Source organism: Phyllobacterium sp. SB3 (assembly GCF_040009165.1).
Lineage (GTDB): Bacteria > Pseudomonadota > Alphaproteobacteria > Rhizobiales > Rhizobiaceae > Phyllobacterium.
On record NZ_JBDYKI010000003.1, the window covers coordinates 381,678 to 405,646 of the forward strand.

Here is a 23,969-nt window from a genome sequence, read left to right on the forward strand (position 1 = left end):
TTGCATGAATGAAGTGGTACGCGAACTGAGTTATTCGCAGGCTATCCAGGAGGCGATGGCTATCGCCATGGAGGCTGATGACCGGGTTTTCCTCATGGGCGAGGACATCGGGGTTTACGGCGGTGCCTTTCAGGTTACCGGCGATCTGGTCCAACGTTTTGGCGAAGATCGTGTTATGGATACTCCTATCTCTGAACTTGGCGGTGCAGGTGTTGCGGTGGGTGCAGCATTGACAGGGATGCGCCCGATATTCGAATTTCAGTTTTCGGATTTTGCGGCGCTGGCGATGGAGCAGATCGTCAATCAGGCGGCGAAAATGCGCTATATGCTTGGTGGTGCCGTTTCTGTTCCATTGGTCATGCGATTTCCCGCAGGCTCGGGCACGGGTGCAGCAGCTCAGCATAGCCAAAGTCTGGAGGCCTGGTTCGGACATGTTCCCGGGCTGAAGGTAATTCAACCATCCACACCATATGACGCCAAGGGCATGTTGCTTGCTGCGATTGAAGACCCTGATCCTGTAATGATCTTCGAACATAAGCTTCTTTACAAAATGAAGGGCCCGGTTCCTGAGGGATATTACACCGTGCCTATCGGTAAGGCGGCTGTCGTGCGGGAAGGTACTGACCTGACAATCGTTGCTTCGGCAATAATGGTTCACAAGGCACTCGAAGCAGCTCAGGAACTAGCCAAAGAAGGTATAAATGTCGAAGTTGTAGATCTTCGTACGGTGCGTCCGATGGATAAGGAAACGATCATTGCCAGCGTCAAAAAGACGTCGAAGCTCATGTGTGTATATGAAGGCGTGAAGACACTTGGCGTCGGTGCGGAAGTTAGCGCCATGATCGCCGAGAGTGAGGCATTCGACTATCTCGATGCGCCAATTGTCCGTCTTGGCGGCGCTGAAACGCCGATTCCATATAATCCTGATCTGGAAAAAGCGACCGTTCCGCAAGTACCCGGCATCATCGAGAGTGCACGCGATCTCATCAAAGGGGTGCGGTAGGCTATGCCGGTCGAAGTTATTCTGCCCAAGGTCGATATGGACATGGAAAGCGGCCAGATTTCGCGATGGTACGCAAAAGAAGGCGACGCGATAACCAAAGGCCAATTGCTCTTCGAAATTGAGACCGACAAAGCGGCCATGGAAATTGATGCACCGTCCTCGGGCATTTTGCGTAATGTGACGGCACAAGAAGGCACAACCGTTCCTGTGGGACAGGCAGTTGCTTGGATATATGCTGAAGGCGAAAGCTACGAAGCATCGGCTGAGGTGGAAGTGCAAGCAGCTGCTCCGGCAAAAAAGCCGGAGACCATATTACAAGCTGTGACACCTGAATCTGCACCTACAAGCGTGGGAGGCGAAGGTATCCGGGCCACTCCCTTAGCACGAAGGCTGGCACGCGAGGCCGGGGTTGATCTCGCGTCAGTCAAGGGGTCTGGACCAAAGGGCCGTATTCAAAAGCAAGACATTGAACTTGAAACCCGCGCGCAGACAGATGTTGCCAAGCCAAAAGCCATGCAGGTAGCTGCCAAAGGCAGCGATGCACCGCTTAATGCTGTCTGGTTGCGGGAAGGCAAGGATAAAGCGCTTGCGCCTGTTGTGTTGCTGCATGGTTTCGGCGCTGATTTGAATAGCTGGCGGCCTATGCTTGCTGGTGGCAATATCAACAACTCAATTCTGGCGATTGATCTGCCCGGTCACGGCGATTCAACGCTTTCCATTCCGGGCGATCTGGAAGCCATTGCCGTGCAGGTAGAGCGAACTATCTCCGCATATCATTCGGGCCAGATCATCCTCGTCGGACATTCCTTCGGAGGAGCTGTTGCTGCCGAAGTTGCAGTGAGAGGCAATGCAGATGTGCAAGCGCTGGTGTTGATTGCACCCGCAGGACTGGGACCGGAAATTAACGGTGATTTTTTGTCAGGCTTCGTGCGGGCTCGCTCTGAATCCAGCCTTATCGCATGGATGAAGCAATTGGTCGAAGACGAGAGCCTTTTAACTAAACCATTCGTTGCGGCAACATTGCAACAATCGCAAAACGACGCCTTGCGTGAAGCGCAAAGACTTGTAAGCGACCGCTTCTTTGCCGACGGCACTCAGGTTTTCAGTATAAGGCAGACATTGGATCGCTTATCGATTCCTGTCCGCGTCATCTTCGGTGCTGCTGATCGCGTCATCCCCGCGAGCCATGCAGCCGGGCTGCCGGGTGAAATTGCTGTGCACCTATTTGCCCAAACCGGTCATATGCCGCAATTGGAGCGGCGCGAGGCTGTCATGCGTATCCTGGGTGAAGTCAGCCAACTGGTAAAATAGCGTCGGCAGGTCTTTTGCGCAGAGCGGCACGGCGAATGGCGCTGCGCGCAGATGCGAGGTTTGGTGCAATCCAATTGGGTTCAATACCAACGAACTTGTCGAGAAATGCGATGGCATAAGCCGGGATCTCGCTGACATTTTCTCTATAAGACCACCATGTGCGAAGATCCTCGGCGCATTTGCTGATCTTGGGCGCTGCGCCAAACTCCTGCTCGCAGATTGCCGCAATCGCTCCTACGCAGTAATTCGTGTAAAGAAAGCCCTCGGGCCAAAATGCTACGATCTCCCGCATTTCCGGCTGTGACAGGGTGTCGTCGCCAGATTTCCCGGTCGTCTCGACAGGGCTCTCCGCGATCAGTTCTTTGAGAGCCATGCCCGCTGCAAAGACAATAAAGTCCTTTCGATCAATATCAGCGTAAGACTTTTGCAGTTCAACAGTCTCGATCCAATTTAAAAACGCACGCGTCAGTTTCCTGTCATCAATTGAGAACTGATAGCCGTAATGCCCGGTGATAAGCGCTGCATTCTTGCGGAACGCCATCCGAAACCAGCGTAGTTGGCGCAGGCGATGGCGCAGATCCGGCATGAGAACAAGCTCATCCTTAAAAATAAAGTTCATTCCAGCTCACCTTGATCGCGTTTGGTAGCAAGTTCGGTATTATACATATTGACACTTTAAAGAACAAATGTTCTATTTTTTCTGTTCGCTGTACCGCATTCTGGATAATTGTTATTCCCATTCAAAAACCGGTGCCGGTTTTTCTGGTTATAGGCTAATCATAGCATATGTTACAGCGATGCAGGGAGGAGAGTTGGCATGGTCATGTGGCAATGGGGGTTGCTTGCGCTCGGTCTTTTGTGGGCTTTGCAGTCGCTTGGTGTCTGGTATCAGATGCGCCATTATACCGATGTCATGAAGGGCATCACTTCAAAATATAATGATGGTTTTGTAGGTGCAGGGAATGTTCGAGGCCGCTTTGGCAAGGGGATGATTGTCCTGATCGTAACGAATGCGGATTTGGCGATTCAGCGCTTTCTCGTCATGAGCGGACGTTCCGTTTTTGCCAAGTTCAGGCGACGCCCGGAATTCGAGAATATGTCTATTGAAGCTTTGCGAACGAGTTCCTTGATGACAACCGACGAAGATCGCGCACTCGCAAAAGCGACAGAAGTTGCAATAGCTCAGATCGATCGAGCAAAGGCAGAGCCAAAAAAGATCGGCCTTGTGGGAATAAAGGCTGCAAACGCGTAGGGGCGGTCGAAGGGTGGCCGAGAGGAGGAGGGAAACATGTCAATTCTAACAATGTTGGCACAGCATGCGGATTTGGCCGCTCACCATTTAACGGTAGCCGGTTCAATGGTTTCGGATGCGGCCTTGCATGGCAAACAAGCCATGGACCATGCAGGAAATGATCTTGTCATTCTTGCGCAGTCGACCGGTGACATTTCGGTCGAGGAGTTCAAGCAGAAACTGCAAAATGTTCAGCAGGAAGAACAGCTTGGCTGGCTTACGAGTATCGGCAAATACTTTATCGGCATTTTCCAGAAGGGTGGCGAGGTTTTTGCCGGATTTGTTACCGGGATCATTCCCACTCTTGTCGTATTGATGACCGCGTTCTATGCGCTGACCGAACTTGTCGGAGAAGAACGGGTCCATGGGATCGCACGCGGTGCCGGGCGCATCGCGTTGACACGATATACCATATTGCCTCTGCTTTCAGTGTTTTTCCTTACCAATCCAATGGCTTATACATTCGGCTCTTTTCTTGAAGAGAAGCATAAGCCTGCCTTCTATGATGCTGCTGTTTCGTACGTTCATCCGCCTCTTGGGTTGTTTCCGCACATCAATCCCGGCGAGTATTTTGTCTGGGGCGGTATTCTCGTGGCACTTCTCGAACTTGAGAAAAAAGGCGCTGTTCCGGCAGGTTATCATATCAACGTCGCGATCTGGTACGCGATCGTCGGTCTGGTTGTCATCCTGCTTAAAGGTATGCTGACTGAGCGGATAACAGTCATTATGGCGCGCCGTCAGGGCATTGAGCTTTAGGTCCGGGGGGAATCGACAAATGGCAAAAACATATACACCTGTGAAAATTTCCCGCGGCAAAAATGGTTGGGGCGGGCCGCTTGTAATCCAGTTGACGCCGGAGCGAAACAAGGTTGTCTCAGTTACTGGCGGCGGTATCCATCCAGTGGCACGGAGGATCGCAGAACTCACCGGCGGCGAAGCCGTAGATGGGTTCAAGGCGCCGCCTGTTGAAGGCGAAATGGGCGTCGTTGTCGTCGATTGCGGCGGCACAGCAAGATGCGGTGTTTATCCGCGCAAGCGTATTCCAACCGTCAATCTGACCTCTGTGGGTCAGGCTGGGCCGCTGGCACAATTCATCACCGAAGATATTTATGTTTCGGGAGTGAAAGAAACCAACATTGAACTGGCAGATGGATCACAATCAAGCACAGTTGCAGGAAGTTCCTCGTCCCAATCTGCACAACCCACACCAGCAGAGCTGGCCGCGTCTATGCGTGCTTCCGATACGGGTGAGACTGGCGAGGGTGGCCTGATCGGCCTGATCAGTACAGTTGGCCGTGTAATGGGCCGTGTCGTCGGCATTTTCTTCAATGCTGGTCGCCGCACCATAGATCAGGTCGTTCGTAATGTTCTGCCTTTCATGGCCTTCGTTACGATGCTCATCGGCTTCATCTTGTACACAGGCATTGGCGATGTGCTGGCACAGCCTATGGGGCCGCTTGCTAATAACATCGTTGGGCTGCTGATCCTGTCCGCGATTTGTGGTTTGCCGTTCCTGTCACCAATATTGGGACCAGGTGCTGTTATTGCACAGGTTATCGGGGTTGCGATTATCGGTCCGCAGATTGCCAATGGTACAATTTCGCCCGCCATGGCTCTGCCGGCGCTCTTCGCCTATAATACACAAGTTGGCTGCGATTTCGTACCAGTCGGCTTGGCGTTGGGTGAGGCCAAACCAAAGACGATTGAAATTGGCGTTCCCGCCGTTCTGATCAGTCGCCAGATCATGGGACCCGTATCTGTGCTGATCGCTTGGGTTGTTAGTCTGATCGTATTTTAAACCTAAAGTAGAGATAGAGGTTCGCCATTATGTCAGTCCAGTTCAAAACACGGATAACAGCCGTAGGGCCTGAAGTCGCGGATCTTGCAGAGGGTGGTGTCGTCATTCTGTTTGCGGATGGCGCGCCCCCCGAACTCGCCGAAGTGTCGATCCTCCATAGTGCTGAAGGCGATCCTTCTGATTCAAGCCCTCCCGTTGGATCGGTGATCCAGATCGGCGATGTCTCGGCGAAAATTACAGGTATGGGAGAGTATGCGTGGCAGAAGGTCAAGGAAATTGGCCATGTGGTCATCACTTTCAATGGTGCCAGCAAGGTGGAGCGGCCCGGTGAAATTTGCGCCGCTGAGATATCTGCTGAAAGATTGGTATCAGCACTGAAGGTCGGAGCCGTGATTACCATCGGGTGATTGCCGGGAAAAACATCGAATACCAAAGAGAGAATTGAATGGAACGCTCGACTATTGTGCGGGTGCATGAGGGATTGCATGCGCGGCCAGCTACACGGTTCGTAAACCTTGCCAAAGGTTTCGAATGCGATGTCGAACTGATCAAGGCGGACAGATCGATAAATGCCAAAAGCTCTGTGAAGCTTATGCTGCTGGGTGTTAAGGAAAACGAAGAAGTTACTGTTCGGGCTACAGGTGCGGATGCGGCGGAGGCTGTAGAAGCCCTTATAGGTTTTCTGGAAAATCCCCTCTCGGGTACGTCTGATATCAAATCAACCGGAAAACCCTCAAAGGTAGCGCCGGTTGCAACCATTGCAGATAAATCTGAATTGCGGGGAGTAGCAGCCAGCGAAGGCTTGGCAATGGGGCCGGCGTTTGGCTTTTTCCCTCCGGTGATCGATCAGAAAAATCAAACTATCACAGCGGATGCGATACCGGCGGAACTTGCCCGATTGGAACAGGCTTTTGCAACGGTGCAAACTCGCATGGATGCTTCGCTTCAGGCGGTGGGCCTTGCAATCAGCGACCGGGGGATTATTGCGGCTTTGAAGGATATTGCCAGCGATGATGACCTCGTGGATGGTGCCAGGAAGTTTGTTGAAGGCGGAATGGATGCCGTATCGGCCGTCATCGGCGCAACCTCCCGAATTGCCTCTGATTTTGCCTCACTGGACGATCCTTATCTGAATGCGCGTGCCGACGACATGAATGCCGTTGGACGGCAGATTTGTCTGGCGCTGTTAGGACAGAACGATGTCGATCTGGATGGAATTCCTCAGGGTTCAATTCTTATTGCTGACGATATCGGAGCCTGGGATTTGGCGCGAGCGCCGCTGAAACGCATTGCTGGTATTGTATGCGGTCGTGGCGGAGCAACATCGCATGTTGCCATCATCGCGCGTGCACATGGCATTCCGGCGGTGCTTGGGCTGGGGCCGGACGTGCAGCAACTCAAGACTATCAATACGATTGCAATCGATGGGAACACCGGTCACGTCTTCAAGAATCCGGACCATGAGATTACGTCGAGTTTCCAGAGCAAAATTGCGGAAGCTGCAGCGGACAGTCAGGCTCTGAGTGCATTCAAAGATTTTATTCCGAGGCGTGCTGATGGAACCATCATCGAGATTGCCGCAAACATAGGCTCGCTTGAGGAAATCGAAGCAGCGCAGGAAGCAGGTGCAATGGGTGTCGGGCTCTTTCGGACCGAGCTTCTTTTCATGCGGCATATACACCTTCCGTCAGAAGATTTTCAAACCGAAACCTATATGGCACTTGCAACTGCTTTCGCACCTTATCCGGTTATTGTCCGCACGCTTGATATCGGCGGTGACAAGGCCATTTCAGGTATCGAGTTTCCTGACGAAGACAATCCGTTCTTGGGATGGCGTGGAATCCGAATGTGTCTTGACCGTCCGGATGTGTTTAAACCTCAGTTGCGCGCACTTTTGAGGGCCAGTGCCAAAGGGAACATCAAGGTCATGCTGCCGATGGTTTCGAGTGTCGAAGAGGTCTTTGCAACCCGCGCATTGATTGACGAATGCGCGTCTGAACTGAAAGCAGAAGGAAGAGACTATGCGCTGTTTGATCTGGGAGTTATGATCGAAACACCTGCTGCCGTATTGATCGCTCCCATGCTTGCGCGCGAAGTTGCATTCTTCTCCATAGGAACGAATGATCTCACTCAATATGTCATGGCAGCAGATAGGCTCAATCCGACTGTGGCAAAGCTCAATGATGTAACTCATCCGGCTGTTATAACTGCAATCGAGATGACAGCGACAGCAGGCGTTCAGGCTGGAATAATGGTCGGTATGTGTGGCGAGGCGGCGGGTCGCCCCGATCTAATACCAGCTTTTATACGAATGGGATTGACCGAACTCAGCATGAGCCCCGCTTCGATACAAAGGGCGAAAAAATGCGTACGGGATGCCTGCCAATAAGGCCCTAAGGCAGATGCGGTATCAGAAAGGCAAACAGGTCCGACAATGTATGAAGATTGTCCCGACCTGTAACCGCCTGCTCAAACTTTTCCGGACGTGCCTGCAACGCCAATAAAGCAGTTTCCACCAATTTCTCGCCAACCGGCTCGTGATTTGAATAGGTTGCCAGTCCCATTGCGAGCGCAATTGCCGAGAACTGCAGCAAGGTCTTTGTCCGATCCGCTGCCAGCGGGGCAAATGATGCCGTGCTACGGTAATGTGCGTCCAGTTCGATGGCCAAAGCCGCACACGCCTTGCCGATATTCTTTTGCTTGCCACTTCTCGTTGCTGCGAGCAGGACTGCATGGCGGCGAATCATCGTAGCGTGAACAGCCGCAAAGCTCGCCTCATGAACAACCGGATTTGGCTCTTGAAGCTCGCTGAGAAGGTATTTTGTCAGGTAATAGGTGTCGCGGCAAAAAAGCGCTTCGCCTGCATCGCGATCTTCAGAAAAATATACAGCCAGACTACGAGCCTCGGGTGGTCCGGAATGCACAGCAGGATTCTGCGAAATAAGCGAAATGGAGACTGTTTCCACCGTAGTCAGCGCTTTATCCATTGCCCGCGCGACCTTATCGAGCATGAACTCCGGCAGTTCCCTAGGTGTCAATGCCGCATTGTGCCGGCTGGCTCTGATGAGATGACGTACGTCTCGAAGCCTGTCTTTCAGACTGACGATGATGTCGTTTGGGATGTCCCTTGGCATATTCGTGGCCTCGTGCAGGAAAGTGGATAAGGCTTTGTATCTTTTTTTCTTGGCTTGCTAAATAACATTCTAGTGGAGTTGTATAATGTTAATCATGCAGGCGATTTGTCTGTATGCGCAGGCATAGGGGGGAAACGATTGACCGATCGACGCAAGCGACCGAATGGTGCCGCTGGCAGCCCAAAAAAAGCTGCATTGGATGTTGGCCAACCCGATACAAAAATCAGTCGGATGCGCATGCGCGCCGCCTGGATGTATTACATTGAACAGATGACTCAAAACGAGATTGCCGAGGTGCTTGGGGTCGGGCGAGTAACGATTGTGCGGATGCTGGCAGAAGCGCGGGCACGCAACGAAGTCAAGATCGGTATTCAAGGCTATCTTTCCGATCTGATTGCATTGGAGCGCCAGGTCGAGCAGCAGTTCGGCTTGGATAAGGTGATTATTGCGCCGTTATCACAGCCGGATAGCGATCCAATACCAGCCATTAGTGCTGCGACCGGTGCTTATCTGTCAGATGTTGTAAGCAATGGTATGCGCGTCGGCGTCGGCTGGGGGCGCACGCTACTCAGCACTCTTTCGTTTCTTGAGGCTCGAGCACTTGAAGACTTCACTGTTATTTCGCTTTTGGGCGGAATCAGCCAGCCGCGGCGTTTCAATCCAGCTGAATTCGCCTGGCAGTTCGCCCAACTCTTTCAAGGGGAGGGGTATCTTATTCCTGCTCCGGCAATGGTAGACAGCATCGAGACCAGAACGGCGTTGATCGAGCGATGCGGGTTAAAAAGCGTCTTTGAAATGGCCGAAGATCTGGACATGGTGCTGCTCAGCGTCGGCGCAATTGAAACCGCTTCAAGCACGCCATACCGCATCGGGTTTCTCAATGAGGGGCATCAGGCATCCTTGGCGGAAAGGGGAGCCGTTGGCGATCTTCTTTTCCATTTTTACGACAAGCAGGGGAACCTCGTCGACCACCCGGTTCATGACCTCGTCATGTCGGTTGGCATCGACACAATCCAAAGGGTTCCTGTACGTGTTCTAACGTCGGGCGGGCGGGAAAAAGTCAACGCGCTCTACGGTGCCATGAAACTTATCCGGCCAACCGTATTCATCACGGACGAGGAGAGTGCCAGACAGTTGCTAAACATGGCTGACGATGAAACGGTTCGAGCGGACGCTTCTTTGGCAAAAAGTTGAGGTAATCAAACTGTTTGGTTAGTCTGGGGATTGCATTCGGGATTTTTCCCGTTATTGATCCTCGCACGGCTTGCGCCTTGGCGCAAAGCTGCCTCAGGTGGGGCCTGTAGCTCAATTGGTTAGAGCCGGCGGCTCATAACCGCTTGGTTGGGGGTTCAAGTCCTCCCGGGCCCACCATTCTTTTCAAAGGCTTGGCGAGAAATCGCTGGGCCTTTTGTTTTTACACAGTCTTCCGAAGCAACCAGTTGCGTGGATCGAACTTTCAAGGTTTTCTCGAAGTTGCCTCCATCGCGAATCACAAAATAGAGGCCGGTGTTTTGGCCGATCCGCCGATCGAAGCGAGTCTGCCACGGTTGACACGAAAACTTTGTAATTTTCTCAGAATTAATTCTGACTTTTCTGTTCAAAAACATAAAGTTACGTTTGGTGGAAGTATTTCTTACCGCCTATACGACCAAAGGCTAAGATACATTCGTGTCTCGCTGGTGTTAGCTGTCTTCAGAGGTGAAGGCGATAAATGCAATGAGCAAAGTAGCACCCAGCGTGGAAGAAGAATTGGCCGTATTGGAGCACACCAGAACGGAGCTAACTGCTCTGCTGGAATTGGCGCTGCTTACAAGCTTGCTGGAAATTGCAAAAACTCTCGATATCGCAATCACGCAGACAAACTACCAAGTGATGCAGTTAAAGCGGAAATCTCATTAGCAGGCTAGGTCACCAAACTCGCGCACGAGCAAGCCGCAGATTACAGCGCTGCTTTGTGCAGAATGAAATTCCTCACGCTGATCTAGACAGCAAACAGAATGGCCGTCACCGCCAGAGTGCCGAACAAAATCATTGAGCAGGTCATCCAATTAGAAATATCACCGTTTTGTTTTGTGTGTCGCATCATATCGACTCCTCCTGAGCGTAACTGATTAAAACCAGTGCGTTCTCAACGATCACGGGACTATCTTGGCTGGCACCAATGTCGTTGGTCGATATCGTGATCCTGTCCTCTGTCCGGCTGTACCTATTGCTTTCGCGCTGCGGCTACCAGAGAAACCAACTATAGCAATTTAACGAGTGTTGTTCAATTTTCGCTGCTCCCATGTGTCATCACATTTTGATGTGCGATATGAGAGATCTTGATGCGAAGGTCAGGCTGCAGATGTTTCTACCAGTCTCGGAAAGACCATTCGCATCAATGCACCGCGCCCGCCATAAAAGGTTGCTGGTGCATCGAGCATTTCCAGACGGCCACCATGGTCTTCGATGATCTTGTTGACGATAGCCAGGCCAAGCCCGGTACCCTTTTCTCTGGTCGTAACGTAGGGCTCAAGCAATTGATGCCGGTTTTCGGCAGGCAGTCCTTTCCCGTTATCCAATACTTCGACAACGATTGAAGAGCCCGAGCCCGTTGCACGAACAAGGATATGCCCTTGATCAATTACGCCCTGTTCGAGCACGCCATCGATTGATTCAGACGCATTCTTGATAATGTTGCCAAAGGCTTGGCCAAGTAAGCGATTGTCGAAATTACCCAAAAGTGGTTCATCGCCGAAGTCGTGTTCGAACGTGATGCGGTTGTTACTGATTTCAACGAGAAATGACGCGTCTTTAAGTACATCAACCACATTGGTGGTCGTGAATTGGGGTTTCGGCATTCGTGCAAAATCTGAGAACTCATCGACCATACGTCCAATATCACCAACCTGACGGATGATGGTGTCGGTGCATTGGTCAAATATCGCACGGTCTTCAACGATAACTTTGCCATAGCGACGCCGAATGCGTTCGGCTGACAGTTGGATGGGGGTTAGCGGGTTCTTGATTTCGTGTGCAATCCGGCGGGCGACATCTGCCCACGCGGAGGATCTATGTGCGGCTACGAGGTCCGTGATATCGTCGACGGTTACGACATAAGAAGTGTTTCTAGCATCAGCATTTTCACGGGTTATTTGAACATTGAGAGAGCGTGCAACACCCTTGCGGGTGATACTGATCTGCTTCCGGCTCGAGGACCTGTCATTTGCGTTGGCAAGAGCAAAAATCTCGCTGATTTCCGGAAATACGGTCGTCAGATGTTTGCCGAGCGTTTGGCCTACATCAATGTCAAGCATGTTTTCAGCGGGCCGGTTTAATCCAGCAATCTCGCCGTTTGAATTTACACTGATGACACCGGCTGTGACACCCGAGAGTACAGCCTCGGTGAAGCGCCTTCGCTCGTCGATTTCATCTTTCGCAGAGGTGAGGTCATCATGTTGGGTTTTCAGCTGTCCAACCATGTTGTTGAATGTCTGCGACAACGCTCCAATGTCGCCATCAGAGCCTTTAACAGGGACGGAGACGTCAAAGTTGCCCGTCGCTACCTCTTCGGCAGCGCCAATGAGCACACGGATTGGCTGCACGACCCGGTTGGCAACTGCAATGCCGGTCCAGACCGCTGTCAATAAAAGCAAGAGTGTCAGTTCTGTATAGAGCAGAGCGTAGGCGATCTGCGTATTGGAACGATTGCTGGCAAGTGACTTATACTCGGTATTATTGTCCGTCATAATACGCATATTATTGAGCGCCGAAGCGTCAACGGAGCGTATCGTATAAAGGTATAGGCCAGGTAGTGCCTGAGTTTTGATGACAGCGCCAACAAGGTTGGTCGAACCGGGTGGAATCAACACAGGACGATCGCCAGCGGCGCCGCTTATTGCTTTGAGGGGAGCTGCCGGCAATGTCAGGTCATTGAACAGTCGTGCGCTGACGACAACTTCTCCATCGGATTTAACGAGAGACGCACCCAAAAGGTTATTTCGATCAGCGTCATATGTCAGCCAGTCCGAGAATGCACTTCTGTCGAGATTGTAGAGAAGTCTCCGCTGGTCAAGCTCGATGACCATCGACAGCGTTGTTGATAAAAGGCTCTGGGCATTGTCTTCCGTGTAAGATTGAGCCGCCTTGATCGACATATCGATAATCTGATTATTCTCAGGATTGATCCAGGAATTCAGGCGATTATCCAGAACAATGAGTGAAAAACACGCAACGATGATTGAAGGGATCGAGGCAATAAGGGCGAAGATGATGGTTATGCTTGTGTGCAGGTCACGGTTCTTCTCCTTGCTTTTGAAGAAGATCAGTTTTCTCAAGGTCGCATAGGACAGATAGATCAAAATCAATATCGATATGGCATTAGCGCCGATAATGACCTGCGTAACCGCTTTTGTCGGCGAGATGCCGGTTATTCCCATCATGACGACGAAGGAAACGATGGTAGTTGCCAAGACCAGCAGCGTCATTCCTAACGCGCCTTTGGGTAACACTTGCGGTTTCACTATATTTTTGCTGTCCGGCATCCATCAGCCTCGTCGTGCCGCTCGATCTGTGTTAGCGGCAACATAAGATATTGTCGATTATCGCTCCCCGTCCACCTTGTAAAGCGAGCTTCCTTTCAGTCCTTGCTTTAAGGCAGCTGGTGGCTTTATTCCGCGCATACCTTGCCTGTCTGCCTACCGGAGAACTGCGTTGACAAAAAGAACGATTCTGATGTTTCCCGATGCCGGTTTGAAAGCAATCGCTCGGCCAGTGGAAAAGTTTGACGGCAATTTGCTGGCTTTGGCAGATGATCTGGTGGATACGATGAGGGCTGCTCCAGGAATTGGTATCGCTGCACCTCATATTGGAGAACTTAAGCGTGTCATTGCAATAGAACTTCCCGGGAGTGTGGCACCGTCAATCTATGTGAATCCCGTCGTGGAATGCTCATCCAGCGAAACCGCGCGTCATGACGAGGGTAGCATATCAATGCCGGGCGTTACAGATTCTATCGAGCGACCCGCCTCGGTGCGGATACGCTATCAGGACCTGTCCGGCCGTGAGAACACACTGGATGCCGATGGCTTATTGTCGATTTGTCTGCAGCATGAAATCGATCAGCTTGATGGGATATTCTGGATTTACCGATTATCCAAACTAAGACGCGATCGGATTGTAAAGCGCTTCAACAAGATTCGAAGCAATCCCGACGATTGACTTGCATATACCTCATCGCAATCAAGCTTATCAGGTTCATGACAAATCATTAACCTCGACAGATAGTATTCTTCTTGACTGTCTCTTTCATCCATCGGCAATGTGGATTGCAAAGCGGAATTAGGGTCATGCCAATCAGCAAGTCGCGGAAATCACCGTTCAACACATCGAATGAGCGTGGAGATGATCGTTTACTGCAGATTGAGGCAGTTTATGACAAGGTGCCGGTCGGGCTTTGCTACCTCAATCAGGATGGTGCGGTCGTTACAATCAATGATCAATTGTCCCGGTTGCTTGGCATAGATAACGACAAGGCTGTCGGCTGTAAAATCGAAGACATTTTTCCACGCCACGCGCCGTTGCTGCACATGGCATTATTAGCTGCACGGGATGGTAAAATCGTCCCCGATGGCGAAGTTGAGGTAGGCGACGAAAACTTCATGGTTTCTGCCGCTGCTGTCGTGAATGATCTCGGTCAGTTCGCAGGAATTTCGGTTGCCTATACCAATATTACCGAGTTGCATCGGGCAACTCGCAGACTACAGGAAACTGAACAACGAACAGCTTATGCCCTTGAGAATGCTGGTCAATGGATATGGGATCTCAACATACCAGCCAATCAGGTGTGGCGTTCGCCGCAGTATCGCGTCTTGCTGGGGCTTGATCCCAATGCTGTTGAAAAACCAAGTGTGGCCTGGGATATTCTTCACCCCGATGACAGAGCACATACCCTGCAAGCATTCGATAATGCTTTGAGTGGCAGAAATCCGCTTTTCGAAGCAATTTACCGCATAAAACGACCTGATGGCGGCGACACATGGATTCTGAGCCGAGGCAAGATTGTTGAATACGGACCTGATGGCGCTCCGGTACGCCTACTGGCAACCAGTGTCGATATCAGTATGCAAAAGCGTATTGAAGAGCAGCTTTCCAGTACCGTTGACCAGCGATTAAAGCTTGAAGAGAAGCTTTTAACTGCAAACCGCAAGCTGAAAAACCTTTCGGAGCGGGATCATCTAACCAATCTGCCTAACAGGCGAAAATTCAGCCATCTTCTGAGGCAAACATTTGGAGAAGCTCACGAAATCCGCAAAAGCCTTGCGGTGATAATGGTCGATATCGACCATTTTAAAACCTACAATGATTTTTACGGGCATCTTGCAGGTGATAATTGTCTCGTGCAGGTTGGCCGTGCCCTGAACAAGGTCATAAAACAGACGGGAGGATCCCTTGCCCGTTTTGGCGGTGAGGAGTTTGCAGCACTTTTATCTGTCGTTTCCCGGGACGATGCGATGAAAACAGCAGAGCAAATGCTCAATTCTGTCGCCGCAATGAAGCTTATGCATGAAGCCAGTCCAAGTGGGCTGGTATCTGTAAGCATAGGTGTAGCGATACTAAATGAAGATAACAGTCCGACTATTGCAGGACCAGACGATCTTTTGAATCTGGCGGATACCGCCCTTTACGAGTCAAAGCGAAACGGACGTGGAAGAGTCAGTCTTTGGGGTTCATTCAAGTAGGCTGATGATTGCCCCGAATTGTCTTTCTCCAGACGAGAGGCGCATTGAATGTCACGGATTTGACGTTCTGGTTGCCCAACGTATCGTTTAGCCAAAACAAGCTTGCCTGAACAATCTGGTCGATCGGTTGAGCAAAGGTAGTCAACTCGTAGGACGACCAGCCAGCCTGCTCGATATCGTCAAAACCTATGACGCACAAATCCTCTGGAATGCGAATGCCAAAATCCTGTCTGGCGCTATCCATAAATCCAAGTGCCATCAAATCGTTGACACAGAAAACGGCATCCGGGCGATTTAACCCGGTCAAGAGAGAGTGTGCCGCGCGTCTGCCGCTCTCGTAAACAGTATTTCCATGGTGGGTGGTTGCGACATCAATGCCAAAGCTGGCTGCCGCAGATAGGAATCCTCGTTCGCGCGCCATCAGGCTAGGCGTTCTCACTTCCGAATTGACAAATGCTAGTGAGCGGCAGCCCGCTCGCAGAAAAGCGCTGACCGCTATCTTGGCTGCTTGTTGATCCTCGAGATTGATATGAAAAGGTCCGTCGATTTCGTCATCACGATTGATCAGGACAATTCTCTGCCCGCTATCAAGGCACAACTTGGTGATAGCTTTATCGGGAAGGCCAGAGAGCAGTATCGATGCATCGGCACGATAATTCAACGTTTGACGCAAAGCTAAGTCAACGCCGCCGTCAGAGCGATCCGTGTTGATGAGCATTGCAACTTTTCCGGCTTTTTGCAGGTCACGTGTGAGAGCGCGAACAAGTCTTGCGCGATATGGCGTATCCATCTCGGACACCACGAGACAAACAATGCCGCTCTCGCTGCGCATAAGCCCTCGCGCAAGCTGATTGACGTGATATCCGAGCACTTGCGCCGACTTCATTACACGTTTGCGGGTTTCTTCCGAGACGCTGGCGCCAGGTGTAAATGCACGTGAAACTGCTGACCGCGATACGCCCGCGTGTCGCGCAACATCATTGGCGCTGACAAATGACTTGCTCAATCAGTGTCTCCCTGACAGGTCTTGCACGCGCTTGCGTACATCAAGATCGCATTCATATGCAAATTTATCTGATGTAATCAAGTTCCTTACTTGACAACGTGAGTGGGCATGTGAAACTTTTGCACACGCTTGCAAAATGCGTGCGGCATGGAGGTGCCGTATTATCCAGGGAGGAAATTCATGCGCTCAGTATTCGCAATTGCCGCTGCTTTTGCTTTGGGCTTTCAGATGCTGCCGGGCGAAGCCAAGGCTGCCGGGAATCTCAATTTGATCTGCTCTGCCGATGTCGTCATCTGTGAGTTGATGAAGGGCATGTTTGAGAAAGAGAAGGGCATCTCGGTCAATATGGTGAGGCTCTCGTCAGGTGAGACCTATGCCAAAATCCGCGCTGAAGCACGCAATCCTAAAACCGATATCTGGTGGGCAGGGACCGGCGATCCGCATCTTCAGGCGGCTTCCGAAGGGCTGACGCAGGAATACAAATCACCACTGCTTGACCAATTGCAGGATTGGGCCAAGAAACAGGCTGAAAGCGCCGGCTATAAGACAGTAGGCGTTTATGCGGGTGCTCTCGGCTGGGGCTATAACACCGACATCGTCAAGAAAAAGGGCCTTAAAGAGGCTAAATGCTGGGCTGATCTGGTAGATCCTGCTTACAAAGGTGAAATCCAGATGGCGAACCCCAACTCGTCGGGCACGGCCTATACTGCTTTGGCTTCACTGGTTCAGATCATGGGCGAAGACAAGGCCTATGAATATTTGAAGCAGCTCAACGCCAATGTTTCCCAGTACACCAAGTCGGGCTCGGCACCGGTCAAGGCAGCCGCGCGCGGCGAGACTGCACTCGGTATCGTATTCATGCATGATGCAGTGGCGCAGATATCCGAGGGTTTCCCTATCAAGGCTGTCGCACCCTGCGAGGGGACTGGCTACGAGATCGGATCAATGTCGATCATCAAGGGTGCCCGCAATCTTGATGAAGCCAAGCAGTGGTATGATTGGGCTTTGAGCGCTGAAGTTCAGTCGCACATGAAGGATGCAAAGTCCTTCCAGTTGCCATCAAACAAGTCCGCAACTGTTCCACCGGAAGCACCAAAGTTTGAAGACATCAAACTCATTGATTACGATTTCAAAACTTATGGTGATCCTGCCAAGCGCAAAGAGTTGCTTGAGCGCTGGGACAAGGAAATCGGCGCCAGCGCCAACTGATCATCTGATCGATCCAATGCATGCCCGGATAAGCTACCGGGCATGCTCATTCCTGTTCTCACAATAGCGCGCGGAAAGCCTGATGGAACGCAGTGACCGGAGATTGAATATTGCTCTCGGCATTGGACTTGCGGGTCTTGTGCTGGTGCCGTGGTACAGAATTGAAACAGGCTTTTACGGCTTTGGCTGGATTGGCGGTTTTCCCGGTGGAGCAGCTGAAGCACCCGGACTTGTTCAGATATTCGCCTATGGGCGTTGGACATTGGCAATAATTGCTGCGATTTTTGCCGCAGGAATTCTCGCCCGCACGCTTACAGTCTCAAAGCTTCGTTCAAATATTCTTGTCACTGCTGGGGCAGTCGGCGTTCTCTTTCTGGTTCTTCAGGGACTGGCCATCGGATTTACCGGCTGGACTTGGCTGATAAGTGAAAATCTGTTCGGTCCGCTTGCCGATGGACAACCGTCAATGGGCGCTGGTGCCGGTCTGGTTGCGCTCTCATTCGTGTTGATGTTTTCGTTTGGACTTGCCGAGAGGGGAGTGCTCAGGGGCGATGCATTTGTTGTTGCATCAATCGCACTGTTGATTTTCCTCGTCGCGATCTTCGTATTCTACCCGGTGGGGAGCATGCTTGTCGGAGCATTTCAAAGCTTCGATGGGTCGTTTGATCCATCAGGGTTCATCCGGAACATTCAGGATCCTTCGATCTGGAGCCTGGATTGTATTGTGGGCGGAAATCGCTGCGGCATTGCCTGGCGTACACTTCTTCTGGCCATCTTGGCGGCATTCGGGTCCACCTTGCTCGGACTCTGCTTTGCGCTGGTTGCAACGCGAACACGGTTTCCGTTCAAGAAGGGACTTCGTCTTCTGACCATCCTGCCCATCATCACGCCTCCCTTCGTGATCGGTCTCGCGCTGATCCTGCTTTTTGGCCGTGCGGGTGTGGTTACCCAGCAGCTATCGAGCCTTTTCGGGATTGAACCCGGCCGCTGGTTGTACGGATTGACGGGAATATGGATCGCGCAGGTGTTGTCCTTCACGCCGATCTCATTTCTCGTCCTTATCGGTGTGGTTGAGGGCGTCAGCCCTTCTATGGAAGAGGCCTCGCAGACCCTTCGTGCCGATCGCTGGCGTACATTCTGGAAAGTTTCGCTGCCATTGATGAAGCCGGGTCTGGCAAATGCCTTCCTGATTGGTTTCATAGAAAGCATGGCTGATTTTGGTAATCCGCTTGTCCTTGGCGGCAGTCACGGCGTTCTCTCGACCGAGATATTCTTTGCGGTTGTCGGTTCGCAAAACGACCCGTCACGAGCCGCTGTTCTCGCGATAATACTTCTGTTCTTCACCTTGTCGGCCTTTCTGGCGCAGCGTTTGTGGCTCTCCGGCAAGAGTTTCGCGACTGTTACTGGCAAGGGCGATTCCGGCGCCCACATCGCTCTTCCGAAATCTTTGTCGATTGGAGTCCATGCGATTGTTGTTCCGTGGATCATATTCACGCTGGTCATCTATGGAATGATCTTCTTCGGCGGCTTCGTTCGTACTTGGGGCCTCGATAACACACTGACCTTCGAGCACTATCAACGAGCATTCTCGTTTACGTTTGCTGATGGGGGAATTTCCTGGACCGGCGTCGCCTGGAATTCGTTCTGGACTACAATCAAAATTGCTTTGATTGCGGCTCCTCTGACGGCAGCAGTCGGTCTCCTGACGGCTTATCTCATCGTCAGGCAACGCTTTGTAGGCCGTAACGTATTCGAGTTTGCGCTGATGATGAGCTTTGCCATACCCGGTACGGTTATCGGCATTAGCTATATCATGGCATTTAACCTGCCTCCGTTGGAAATGACTGGCACCGCGCTGATACTTGTCGCCTGTTTCGTCTTCCGCAATATGCCGGTAGGCGTACGAGGCGGCGTTGCGGCCATGAGCCAACTCGACAAGAGCCTCGATGAAGCGTCGCTGACTTTGCGTGCCGCCAGTTTCCGGACTATTCGCAAGGTAATACTGCCACTGCTGCGCCCGGCAATTGTTGCAGCACTTGTCTATTCATTCGTTCGAGCGATCACATCCATTAGCGCGGTCATCTTTCTTGTCAGCGCCGAATACAATATGGCAACCGCCTACATTGTCGGTCTCGTGGAGAATGGCGAGTACGGCGTGGCCGTCGCTTATTCATCCATGCTGATCGTTGTCATGATCGTCATCATCACCTGTTTCCAGCTTCTGGTGGGAGAAAGGAAATTGCGTCGCGAAAACCGCGTTGCAACCGCTTTCGCACCATCTGCATCTCCAGAGAAGGCCGCGTAATGGCAACCAACCTCACAGGATCAGTTGTTTTCTCCAACGTGAAGAAGCAGTTCGGAACCTTCACGGCGATCCACGATTTATCTCTCGACATTGAGCCCGGAACGTTGGTCACGCTTCTGGGGCCATCCGGTTGCGGCAAGACAACCACACTGCGCATGCTTGCTGGCCTTGAACACCCAACCGCTGGCCGTATCATGATCGGTGGCAAGGATGTTACAATGCTTCCAGCCAATGAGCGCGACGTTTCCATGGTGTTCCAGTCCTATGCATTGTTTCCGCATATGTCGGTTCTGGAGAACGTGGCTTACGGACTCGAATCGTCGAAGATGAAAAAGGTTGAGGCGAGGGACCGGGCAGAAGAGGGCTTGAAGCAGGTCGGACTTGCTGGTTATGGGCAACGGTTACCCGCGGAACTCTCAGGTGGCCAGCAACAGCGTGTTGCCGTTGCCCGCGCGCTGGTTCTGGAGCCGCAAGTGCTGCTACTGGATGAGCCACTATCCAATCTCGATGCGCGGTTGCGCCGCCGCGTGCGAACGGAAATCCGCGAACTGCAACAACGCCTCGGTTTTACAGCTGTTTATGTTACGCACGATCAGGAAGAGGCTCTCGCTGTATCCGATCGCATCATCGTCATGCAGGACGGTGTGGTCGCTCAACAAGGCTCTCCTCGCGAATTGTATGAAGCGCCGGTGTCATCTTTCATTGCAGACTTCATCGGTGAAGCAAATGTCGTCCCCTGCGAGGTGTTACGAAGTGAAGGCGGGCAAGCTACTGTCCAGATTGGTCAACTTGAACACGGAGTTCCATCGCGCGGTAACGTTGGAACAGGACCTGCCAAACTAGCTGTACGACCGAATGCTATCACCCTGCAGGCTGCCGAAAGCGCTGCATTTCCCGGCAAAATCAAATTTGCTGCCTATCTTGGCGACCACGTGGAATATGAGGTCGAAACTGAAGCCGGCGCACTCTTTGTCGTTGATCCGGCAGTGGATCAGCATCTTGAACCCGGGACAAATGTCAGTATCGGATTTCATCGTCGTGGCATCGCACTCATCAATAATTGACCTACCAGTTTTATCAGGGGAACAGACAATGACATCGCATGCCGCCCATCTTGAGGAACGCCTTGCCTTGGCTCAAAAGATGGCAACAGAAGCCGGGGCTCTGGCTCTGAAATATTTCAATGCACGAGAGCAATTGATTGTAGAGACAAAGGCGGACCCTCAGGACGTAGTGTCCATTGCAGACCGGGAAGTAGAAGAGCTTATCCGCTCCCGGATTATGGCGAGCTTTCCCGACGATGCGATACTTGGGGAGGAGTACGGCGTCAGCTCCGGCACTTCTGACTACACATGGGTGGTCGATCCTATCGATGGCACCAGCCCGTTCGTCAACGGTATGCCCAGCTGGTGCATTTCAATCGCTGCACTTTATGGAGAAGAGATTGCCATCGGTGTGATTTATGTTCCTTGTAATGACGAGCTGTACTCGTCTGCGGCCGGAATGGGCGCCACATTGAATGGCAAGACGCTGAAACTTGATAGTGCGCGGACGATACGTAATGCAGTCACCGGAATAGGTGCCAACCACCACGTAAGCCCTGCGTCTGTTGCTCGTATTGTGGAAAAATTACTCGATGCTGGCGGGAATTTTATCCGCAACGGTTCCGGCGCATTGATGCTTGCCTATGTAGCTGCCGGTAGATTGGTGGGTTATTATGAACCCTACATGCATGCGTGGGACTGCATGGCTGGATATTGCCTCGTTAAAGAGGCAGGCGGCTGGCATCATCCATTTCCGGTTAAAGGCGATGGTCTTACAAAGGGTGCACCCGTGCTTGCTGCTGCCACGGGTGCTGTCAGTGATTTGCGGGCAATCGCAAACCTGTAAGTTGCCTGTTAGTTTTCCTGAATGGAAACTCCACCCTCGCCAATCTTTAGCTCTATTCCATCGGGCTTTGATTCCTTATCGTAAATGTAGAATCCCAAACCAGCAACCAGCACAATAAGGCCACCAATAATAAGAAAAAGCACATTACGGTTCATGGTTATTCCTTCCAGATACTACTCAGTACTATAGGTATAGATCATCTGGTTGATATGCTGGCAATAGCCCAAGAGCCAAAATTCGGGTGTAATATCATCCTGTTGAGATATGTTGTTGGTCTGGCGCCTAAGTCGATGGTACACTTGAGGAGGCTATTGCGGCCCTTGGAATGAGTGGAGCCGCGCGCAAATTAAGCAAGTTGAAAAAAGTATGATTTCATAGTGCTGGCGCTAGGCGCAGATCATTGACTTATCACAGCAAATAACATCGATTAACGTTGGTGTGTGGGTCACCGGTTCTGGAAAAGCTGGATATCATGAAGTTTGTGCGGGATTTACTGTGGGCGCCGACGATTGGCCTGTCTTGGCTGTGGGGGCTGGGCTTCTTTTATTCAATCCACGTCACGCTGACGTATGGGTGGTTGGGCTTTTTCGGATTTGCGATAGCCAATGTCGGGGGACTTTGGCTTTTTGGCTATATCCTTGGCCGAACCAAACGTACCCCAGACCAGATTATCAAGGACATTGAAGGCCGTTACGCCGGTGTCTTTCTGCTATTTCAAATGGCGGCTCTGGTCGTAACGATTTTCGGATTTGTCGCCTACCTCTGGCAGCCGATTGTTGGTGAGGGATCGGGGCTCGGCGTTGCGCTTCTGCTCTTGTTTGCCTGTGCGATTGGCCATGCACTCAGCTTGCAGCAACTAAAGCTTCTGCACATTGTTTACACAGTCGTCGGTGTTGCCGCCGGTATCGTGCTTTACCTGGGGCTTGCGAAAACATCGACATATCCCGGTGTCCCTTTGCAGAGCTTTGATGCCCGCTTCTATGGTCTGATTATGCCGACATTGATCGGTTTTCTGCTTGGGCCATGGCTTGATATACAGCATTGGCAGCGCGCTGTGACCATCAAGCGTGAAGGTGGAAATGTTGGCTTGGCCTACGGCGTTGGAGCCTTGATGTTCTTCGGCTTCCTGTTTCTTAATGCGCTAACCGCCTCGGCAGTCGGGCCTATCGGCAGTATTCTTTCGATAGATGGCTTACCAAGTGCGCAGGGCGCTGTTTCGGCAGCTACTGTGCTTGCCGCGGAAAATGGCCAGCCTTATCTTGCAGTAGCTTTCGTTATTTGGACGACAATTGCCTTGGCTTCGACCGTCGATAGCTTCTATTGCGCAACGTCGTGGTTTTTGAAGGGAAAGAATCTGCGCAGCAACAGTCCTTTGCTTGCTCTCATTCCCGACAACATTGCATCTTCTCCGCTTTGGCTGCTGATTGGTGCGACTTGGGTTTCTTACGTGGCAGTGCCGGCAAATTTTTCGCTCATGTATTTCATGATGCCGTTCGCCACGCTGTTTGTCAGTGCGTCAGCAAATCTCGTCTGTGAATCGCTGGGAGCAAAAGCCAAATTCGATCCTGTGCTTAGCTTTATGATCGGCTGTGGCTCATCCCTGATTTTCATCATGGGTTACATCCAGCCTATTCCGGGTTTTCTGATCATATCGCCCTTCATCGGGCTGATCGGTGCGTTGCCTGTCATTATTGAACTGTTTGGCCCGCGCTCGAAGGCAATTCCCGTCGATATCGTCGATCAACCTGTGCGTATGATGACATCCACGCCTTTAACGTCTGCGGCTAATGGTGAAGAGATGTCACCATCGCATGGATTTGATGGCGAGTGGTTCGTCATGCAGCTTGTGCCAACTTACGATGACACCAATTCGGTCGGTAACGTATATTTTGCAAATTATGTGCGTTGGGTAGGAAAGGCGAGAGAGCTGTTTTTCAATGTCTGTATGCCTGACTTTGATCTCGCAACAACCCGCTTCTATATTCTTACGCGTTCCTTCACTCATGACTACCGCCGCGAGTCAAAAGAGTTTGAGCAGATTAGTGTGCGGATCAAAATTGCCCGCCACAACCGGAAATTCGTGACTTTAAGTCATGAAATTCATAGTGATACACAAGGATTGCTAGGCCACGGTGAACAATCCTTGATGTTTGTTGATCGGGAACACTATAACCCGCTGGATATCCCCGGAGAGGTGATCAAGGGTTTTCTGGCTTATTGGCCAAAAGATTCACGCCTATCACCCAGCTATCGCCCGAAGACGATTGAGCAGTCAAAACGGCAAGCCTGAGATGGTTTTATAA

21 protein-coding genes and 1 tRNA gene are annotated in these 23,969 nt (G+C 51.6%); 17 read left to right on the forward strand and 5 right to left on the reverse strand.

Annotated elements, in window-relative coordinates; translation table 11 throughout:
• Positions 1-4 precede the first annotated feature (4 nt).
• Both ABKW30_RS13025 and ABKW30_RS13030 read left to right on the forward strand, forming a co-directional pair.
• Positions 5-1,003: an alpha-ketoacid dehydrogenase subunit beta gene (locus tag ABKW30_RS13025; protein WP_348599354.1), complete on the forward strand. Its 999-nt coding sequence runs from the start codon at positions 5-7 to the stop codon at positions 1,001-1,003.
• Between the two features lie 3 nt (positions 1,004-1,006).
• On the forward strand, positions 1,007-2,314 hold the full coding sequence (locus ABKW30_RS13030) for an acetoin dehydrogenase dihydrolipoyllysine-residue acetyltransferase subunit (protein ID WP_348599355.1): 1,308 nt from the start codon (positions 1,007-1,009) through the stop codon (positions 2,312-2,314).
• Here ABKW30_RS13030 and ABKW30_RS13035 read toward each other — a convergent pair.
• A complete protein-coding gene (locus ABKW30_RS13035; protein ID WP_348599356.1) occupies positions 2,295-2,933 on the reverse strand; it encodes a hypothetical protein in 639 nt (212 codons plus the stop codon). The two genes, ABKW30_RS13030 and ABKW30_RS13035, sit on opposite strands and share 20 nt — an antisense overlap.
• Before the next feature lie 198 nt (positions 2,934-3,131).
• Between ABKW30_RS13035 and ABKW30_RS13040 the strand changes: the two genes are divergently transcribed.
• From ABKW30_RS13040 to ptsP, 5 genes are read left to right on the forward strand one after another with little or no spacing between them, the layout of a single operon-like run.
• Complete coding sequence (locus ABKW30_RS13040; protein ID WP_348599357.1) at positions 3,132-3,566, forward strand: transcriptional regulator GutM; 435 nt, start codon at positions 3,132-3,134, stop codon at positions 3,564-3,566.
• Between the two features lie 36 nt (positions 3,567-3,602).
• On the forward strand, positions 3,603-4,361 hold the full coding sequence (locus tag ABKW30_RS13045) for a PTS glucitol/sorbitol transporter subunit IIC (protein WP_348599358.1): 759 nt from the start codon (positions 3,603-3,605) through the stop codon (positions 4,359-4,361).
• A gap of 19 nt (positions 4,362-4,380) precedes the next feature.
• Positions 4,381-5,403 carry a PTS glucitol/sorbitol transporter subunit IIB gene (locus ABKW30_RS13050; RefSeq protein ID WP_348599359.1) on the forward strand — a complete coding sequence of 341 codons (1,023 nt, stop codon included), beginning with the start codon at positions 4,381-4,383 and terminating at the stop codon, positions 5,401-5,403.
• 29 nt (positions 5,404-5,432) lie between these two features.
• Positions 5,433-5,810, forward strand: coding sequence for a PTS glucitol/sorbitol transporter subunit IIA (locus ABKW30_RS13055; protein ID WP_348599360.1), 378 nt, complete (start codon positions 5,433-5,435; stop codon positions 5,808-5,810).
• Between the two features lie 38 nt (positions 5,811-5,848).
• On the forward strand, positions 5,849-7,792 hold the full coding sequence (gene ptsP, locus ABKW30_RS13060; protein WP_348599361.1) for a phosphoenolpyruvate--protein phosphotransferase: 1,944 nt from the start codon (positions 5,849-5,851) through the stop codon (positions 7,790-7,792).
• Positions 7,793-7,796: 4 nt separating this feature from the next.
• Here the strand turns inward: ptsP and ABKW30_RS13065 are convergent, their stop codons facing one another.
• Positions 7,797-8,537, reverse strand: coding sequence for a hypothetical protein (locus tag ABKW30_RS13065; RefSeq protein ID WP_348599362.1), 741 nt, complete (start codon positions 8,535-8,537; stop codon positions 7,797-7,799).
• Between the two features lie 195 nt (positions 8,538-8,732).
• Here ABKW30_RS13065 and ABKW30_RS13070 point away from each other — a divergent pair, with 195 nt between their 5' ends.
• The 3 genes from ABKW30_RS13070 (at position 8,733) to ABKW30_RS13080 (ending at position 10,436) form a co-directional block, all read left to right on the forward strand.
• Positions 8,733-9,731 (forward strand): sugar-binding transcriptional regulator, encoded by a 999-nt coding sequence (locus tag ABKW30_RS13070; RefSeq protein ID WP_348599789.1) that lies wholly within the window; start codon positions 8,733-8,735, stop codon positions 9,729-9,731.
• A 100-nt stretch (positions 9,732-9,831) separates the two neighbouring features.
• Positions 9,832-9,908 (forward strand) — tRNA-Ile (locus ABKW30_RS13075).
• Positions 9,909-10,253: 345 nt separating this feature from the next.
• Positions 10,254-10,436, forward strand: coding sequence for a hypothetical protein (locus tag ABKW30_RS13080; RefSeq protein ID WP_348599363.1), 183 nt, complete (start codon positions 10,254-10,256; stop codon positions 10,434-10,436).
• Positions 10,437-10,870: 434 nt separating this feature from the next.
• On the opposite strand, the gene ABKW30_RS13085 is transcribed toward ABKW30_RS13080, so the two are convergent.
• On the reverse strand, positions 10,871-13,003 hold the full coding sequence (locus ABKW30_RS13085) for a PAS domain-containing sensor histidine kinase (protein WP_348599364.1): 2,133 nt from the start codon (positions 13,001-13,003) through the stop codon (positions 10,871-10,873).
• Positions 13,004-13,229: 226 nt separating this feature from the next.
• Between ABKW30_RS13085 and ABKW30_RS13090 the strand changes: the two genes are divergently transcribed.
• Positions 13,230-13,736, forward strand: coding sequence for a peptide deformylase (locus ABKW30_RS13090; RefSeq protein WP_348599365.1), 507 nt, complete (start codon positions 13,230-13,232; stop codon positions 13,734-13,736).
• Positions 13,737-13,864: 128 nt separating this feature from the next.
• A complete protein-coding gene (locus ABKW30_RS13095; RefSeq protein WP_348599366.1) occupies positions 13,865-15,256 on the forward strand; it encodes a diguanylate cyclase in 1,392 nt (463 codons plus the stop codon).
• Here the strand turns inward: ABKW30_RS13095 and ABKW30_RS13100 are convergent.
• Entirely contained in the window at positions 15,249-16,262 is a 1,014-nt protein-coding gene (locus ABKW30_RS13100) for a substrate-binding domain-containing protein (protein ID WP_348599367.1), read from the reverse strand. The two genes, ABKW30_RS13095 and ABKW30_RS13100, sit on opposite strands and share 8 nt — an antisense overlap.
• A 180-nt stretch (positions 16,263-16,442) precedes the next feature.
• On the opposite strand from ABKW30_RS13100, the gene ABKW30_RS13105 reads away from it, so the two are divergent.
• The 4 genes from ABKW30_RS13105 (at position 16,443) to ABKW30_RS13120 (ending at position 21,666) form a co-directional block, all read left to right on the forward strand.
• Positions 16,443-17,471, forward strand: a complete 1,029-nt coding sequence (locus ABKW30_RS13105; protein ID WP_348599368.1) for an ABC transporter substrate-binding protein — start codon at positions 16,443-16,445, stop codon at positions 17,469-17,471.
• 82 nt (positions 17,472-17,553) lie between these two features.
• Positions 17,554-19,776 carry an iron ABC transporter permease gene (locus ABKW30_RS13110; RefSeq protein WP_348599369.1) on the forward strand — a complete coding sequence of 741 codons (2,223 nt, stop codon included), beginning with the start codon at positions 17,554-17,556 and terminating at the stop codon, positions 19,774-19,776.
• On the forward strand, positions 19,776-20,840 hold the full coding sequence (locus tag ABKW30_RS13115) for an ABC transporter ATP-binding protein (RefSeq protein ID WP_348599370.1): 1,065 nt from the start codon (positions 19,776-19,778) through the stop codon (positions 20,838-20,840). The genes ABKW30_RS13110 and ABKW30_RS13115 overlap by 1 nt, the downstream gene beginning before the upstream one ends.
• Positions 20,841-20,868: 28 nt before the next feature.
• Positions 20,869-21,666, forward strand: a complete 798-nt coding sequence (locus ABKW30_RS13120) for an inositol monophosphatase family protein (protein ID WP_348599371.1) — start codon at positions 20,869-20,871, stop codon at positions 21,664-21,666.
• 8 nt (positions 21,667-21,674) lie between these two features.
• On the opposite strand, the gene ABKW30_RS13125 is transcribed toward ABKW30_RS13120, so the two are convergent.
• On the reverse strand, positions 21,675-21,821 hold the full coding sequence (locus ABKW30_RS13125) for a hypothetical protein (protein WP_348599372.1): 147 nt from the start codon (positions 21,819-21,821) through the stop codon (positions 21,675-21,677).
• A 317-nt stretch (positions 21,822-22,138) separates the two neighbouring features.
• Between ABKW30_RS13125 and ABKW30_RS13130 the strand changes: the two genes are divergently transcribed.
• Positions 22,139-23,956, forward strand: coding sequence for a thioesterase family protein (locus tag ABKW30_RS13130; protein ID WP_348599373.1), 1,818 nt, complete (start codon positions 22,139-22,141; stop codon positions 23,954-23,956).
• The last annotated feature ends 13 nt before the right edge of the window (positions 23,957-23,969 follow it).

Coding starts and splice junctions, on each gene's coding strand:
- ABKW30_RS13105 (WP_348599368.1), top strand. CDS start 16,443: ATGCGCTCAGTATTCGCAATTGCCGCTGCTTTTGCTTTGGGCTTTCAG.
- ABKW30_RS13035 (WP_348599356.1), bottom strand. CDS start 2,933: ATGAACTTTATTTTTAAGGATGAGCTTGTTCTCATGCCGGATCTGCGC.
- ABKW30_RS13030 (WP_348599355.1), top strand. CDS start 1,007: ATGCCGGTCGAAGTTATTCTGCCCAAGGTCGATATGGACATGGAAAGC.
- ABKW30_RS13115 (WP_348599370.1), top strand. CDS start 19,776: ATGGCAACCAACCTCACAGGATCAGTTGTTTTCTCCAACGTGAAGAAG.
- ABKW30_RS13095 (WP_348599366.1), top strand. CDS start 13,865: ATGCCAATCAGCAAGTCGCGGAAATCACCGTTCAACACATCGAATGAG.
- ABKW30_RS13055 (WP_348599360.1), top strand. CDS start 5,433: ATGTCAGTCCAGTTCAAAACACGGATAACAGCCGTAGGGCCTGAAGTC.
- ABKW30_RS13045 (WP_348599358.1), top strand. CDS start 3,603: ATGTCAATTCTAACAATGTTGGCACAGCATGCGGATTTGGCCGCTCAC.
- ABKW30_RS13085 (WP_348599364.1), bottom strand. CDS start 13,003: ATGACGCTGCTGGTCTTGGCAACTACCATCGTTTCCTTCGTCGTCATG.
- ABKW30_RS13050 (WP_348599359.1), top strand. CDS start 4,381: ATGGCAAAAACATATACACCTGTGAAAATTTCCCGCGGCAAAAATGGT.
- ABKW30_RS13080 (WP_348599363.1), top strand. CDS start 10,254: ATGAGCAAAGTAGCACCCAGCGTGGAAGAAGAATTGGCCGTATTGGAG.
- ABKW30_RS13120 (WP_348599371.1), top strand. CDS start 20,869: ATGACATCGCATGCCGCCCATCTTGAGGAACGCCTTGCCTTGGCTCAA.
- ABKW30_RS13065 (WP_348599362.1), bottom strand. CDS start 8,537: ATGCCAAGGGACATCCCAAACGACATCATCGTCAGTCTGAAAGACAGG.
- ABKW30_RS13040 (WP_348599357.1), top strand. CDS start 3,132: ATGGTCATGTGGCAATGGGGGTTGCTTGCGCTCGGTCTTTTGTGGGCT.
- ptsP (WP_348599361.1), top strand. CDS start 5,849: ATGGAACGCTCGACTATTGTGCGGGTGCATGAGGGATTGCATGCGCGG.
- ABKW30_RS13130 (WP_348599373.1), top strand. CDS start 22,139: ATGAAGTTTGTGCGGGATTTACTGTGGGCGCCGACGATTGGCCTGTCT.
- ABKW30_RS13025 (WP_348599354.1), top strand. CDS start 5: ATGAATGAAGTGGTACGCGAACTGAGTTATTCGCAGGCTATCCAGGAG.
- ABKW30_RS13110 (WP_348599369.1), top strand. CDS start 17,554: ATGGAACGCAGTGACCGGAGATTGAATATTGCTCTCGGCATTGGACTT.
- ABKW30_RS13125 (WP_348599372.1), bottom strand. CDS start 21,821: ATGAACCGTAATGTGCTTTTTCTTATTATTGGTGGCCTTATTGTGCTG.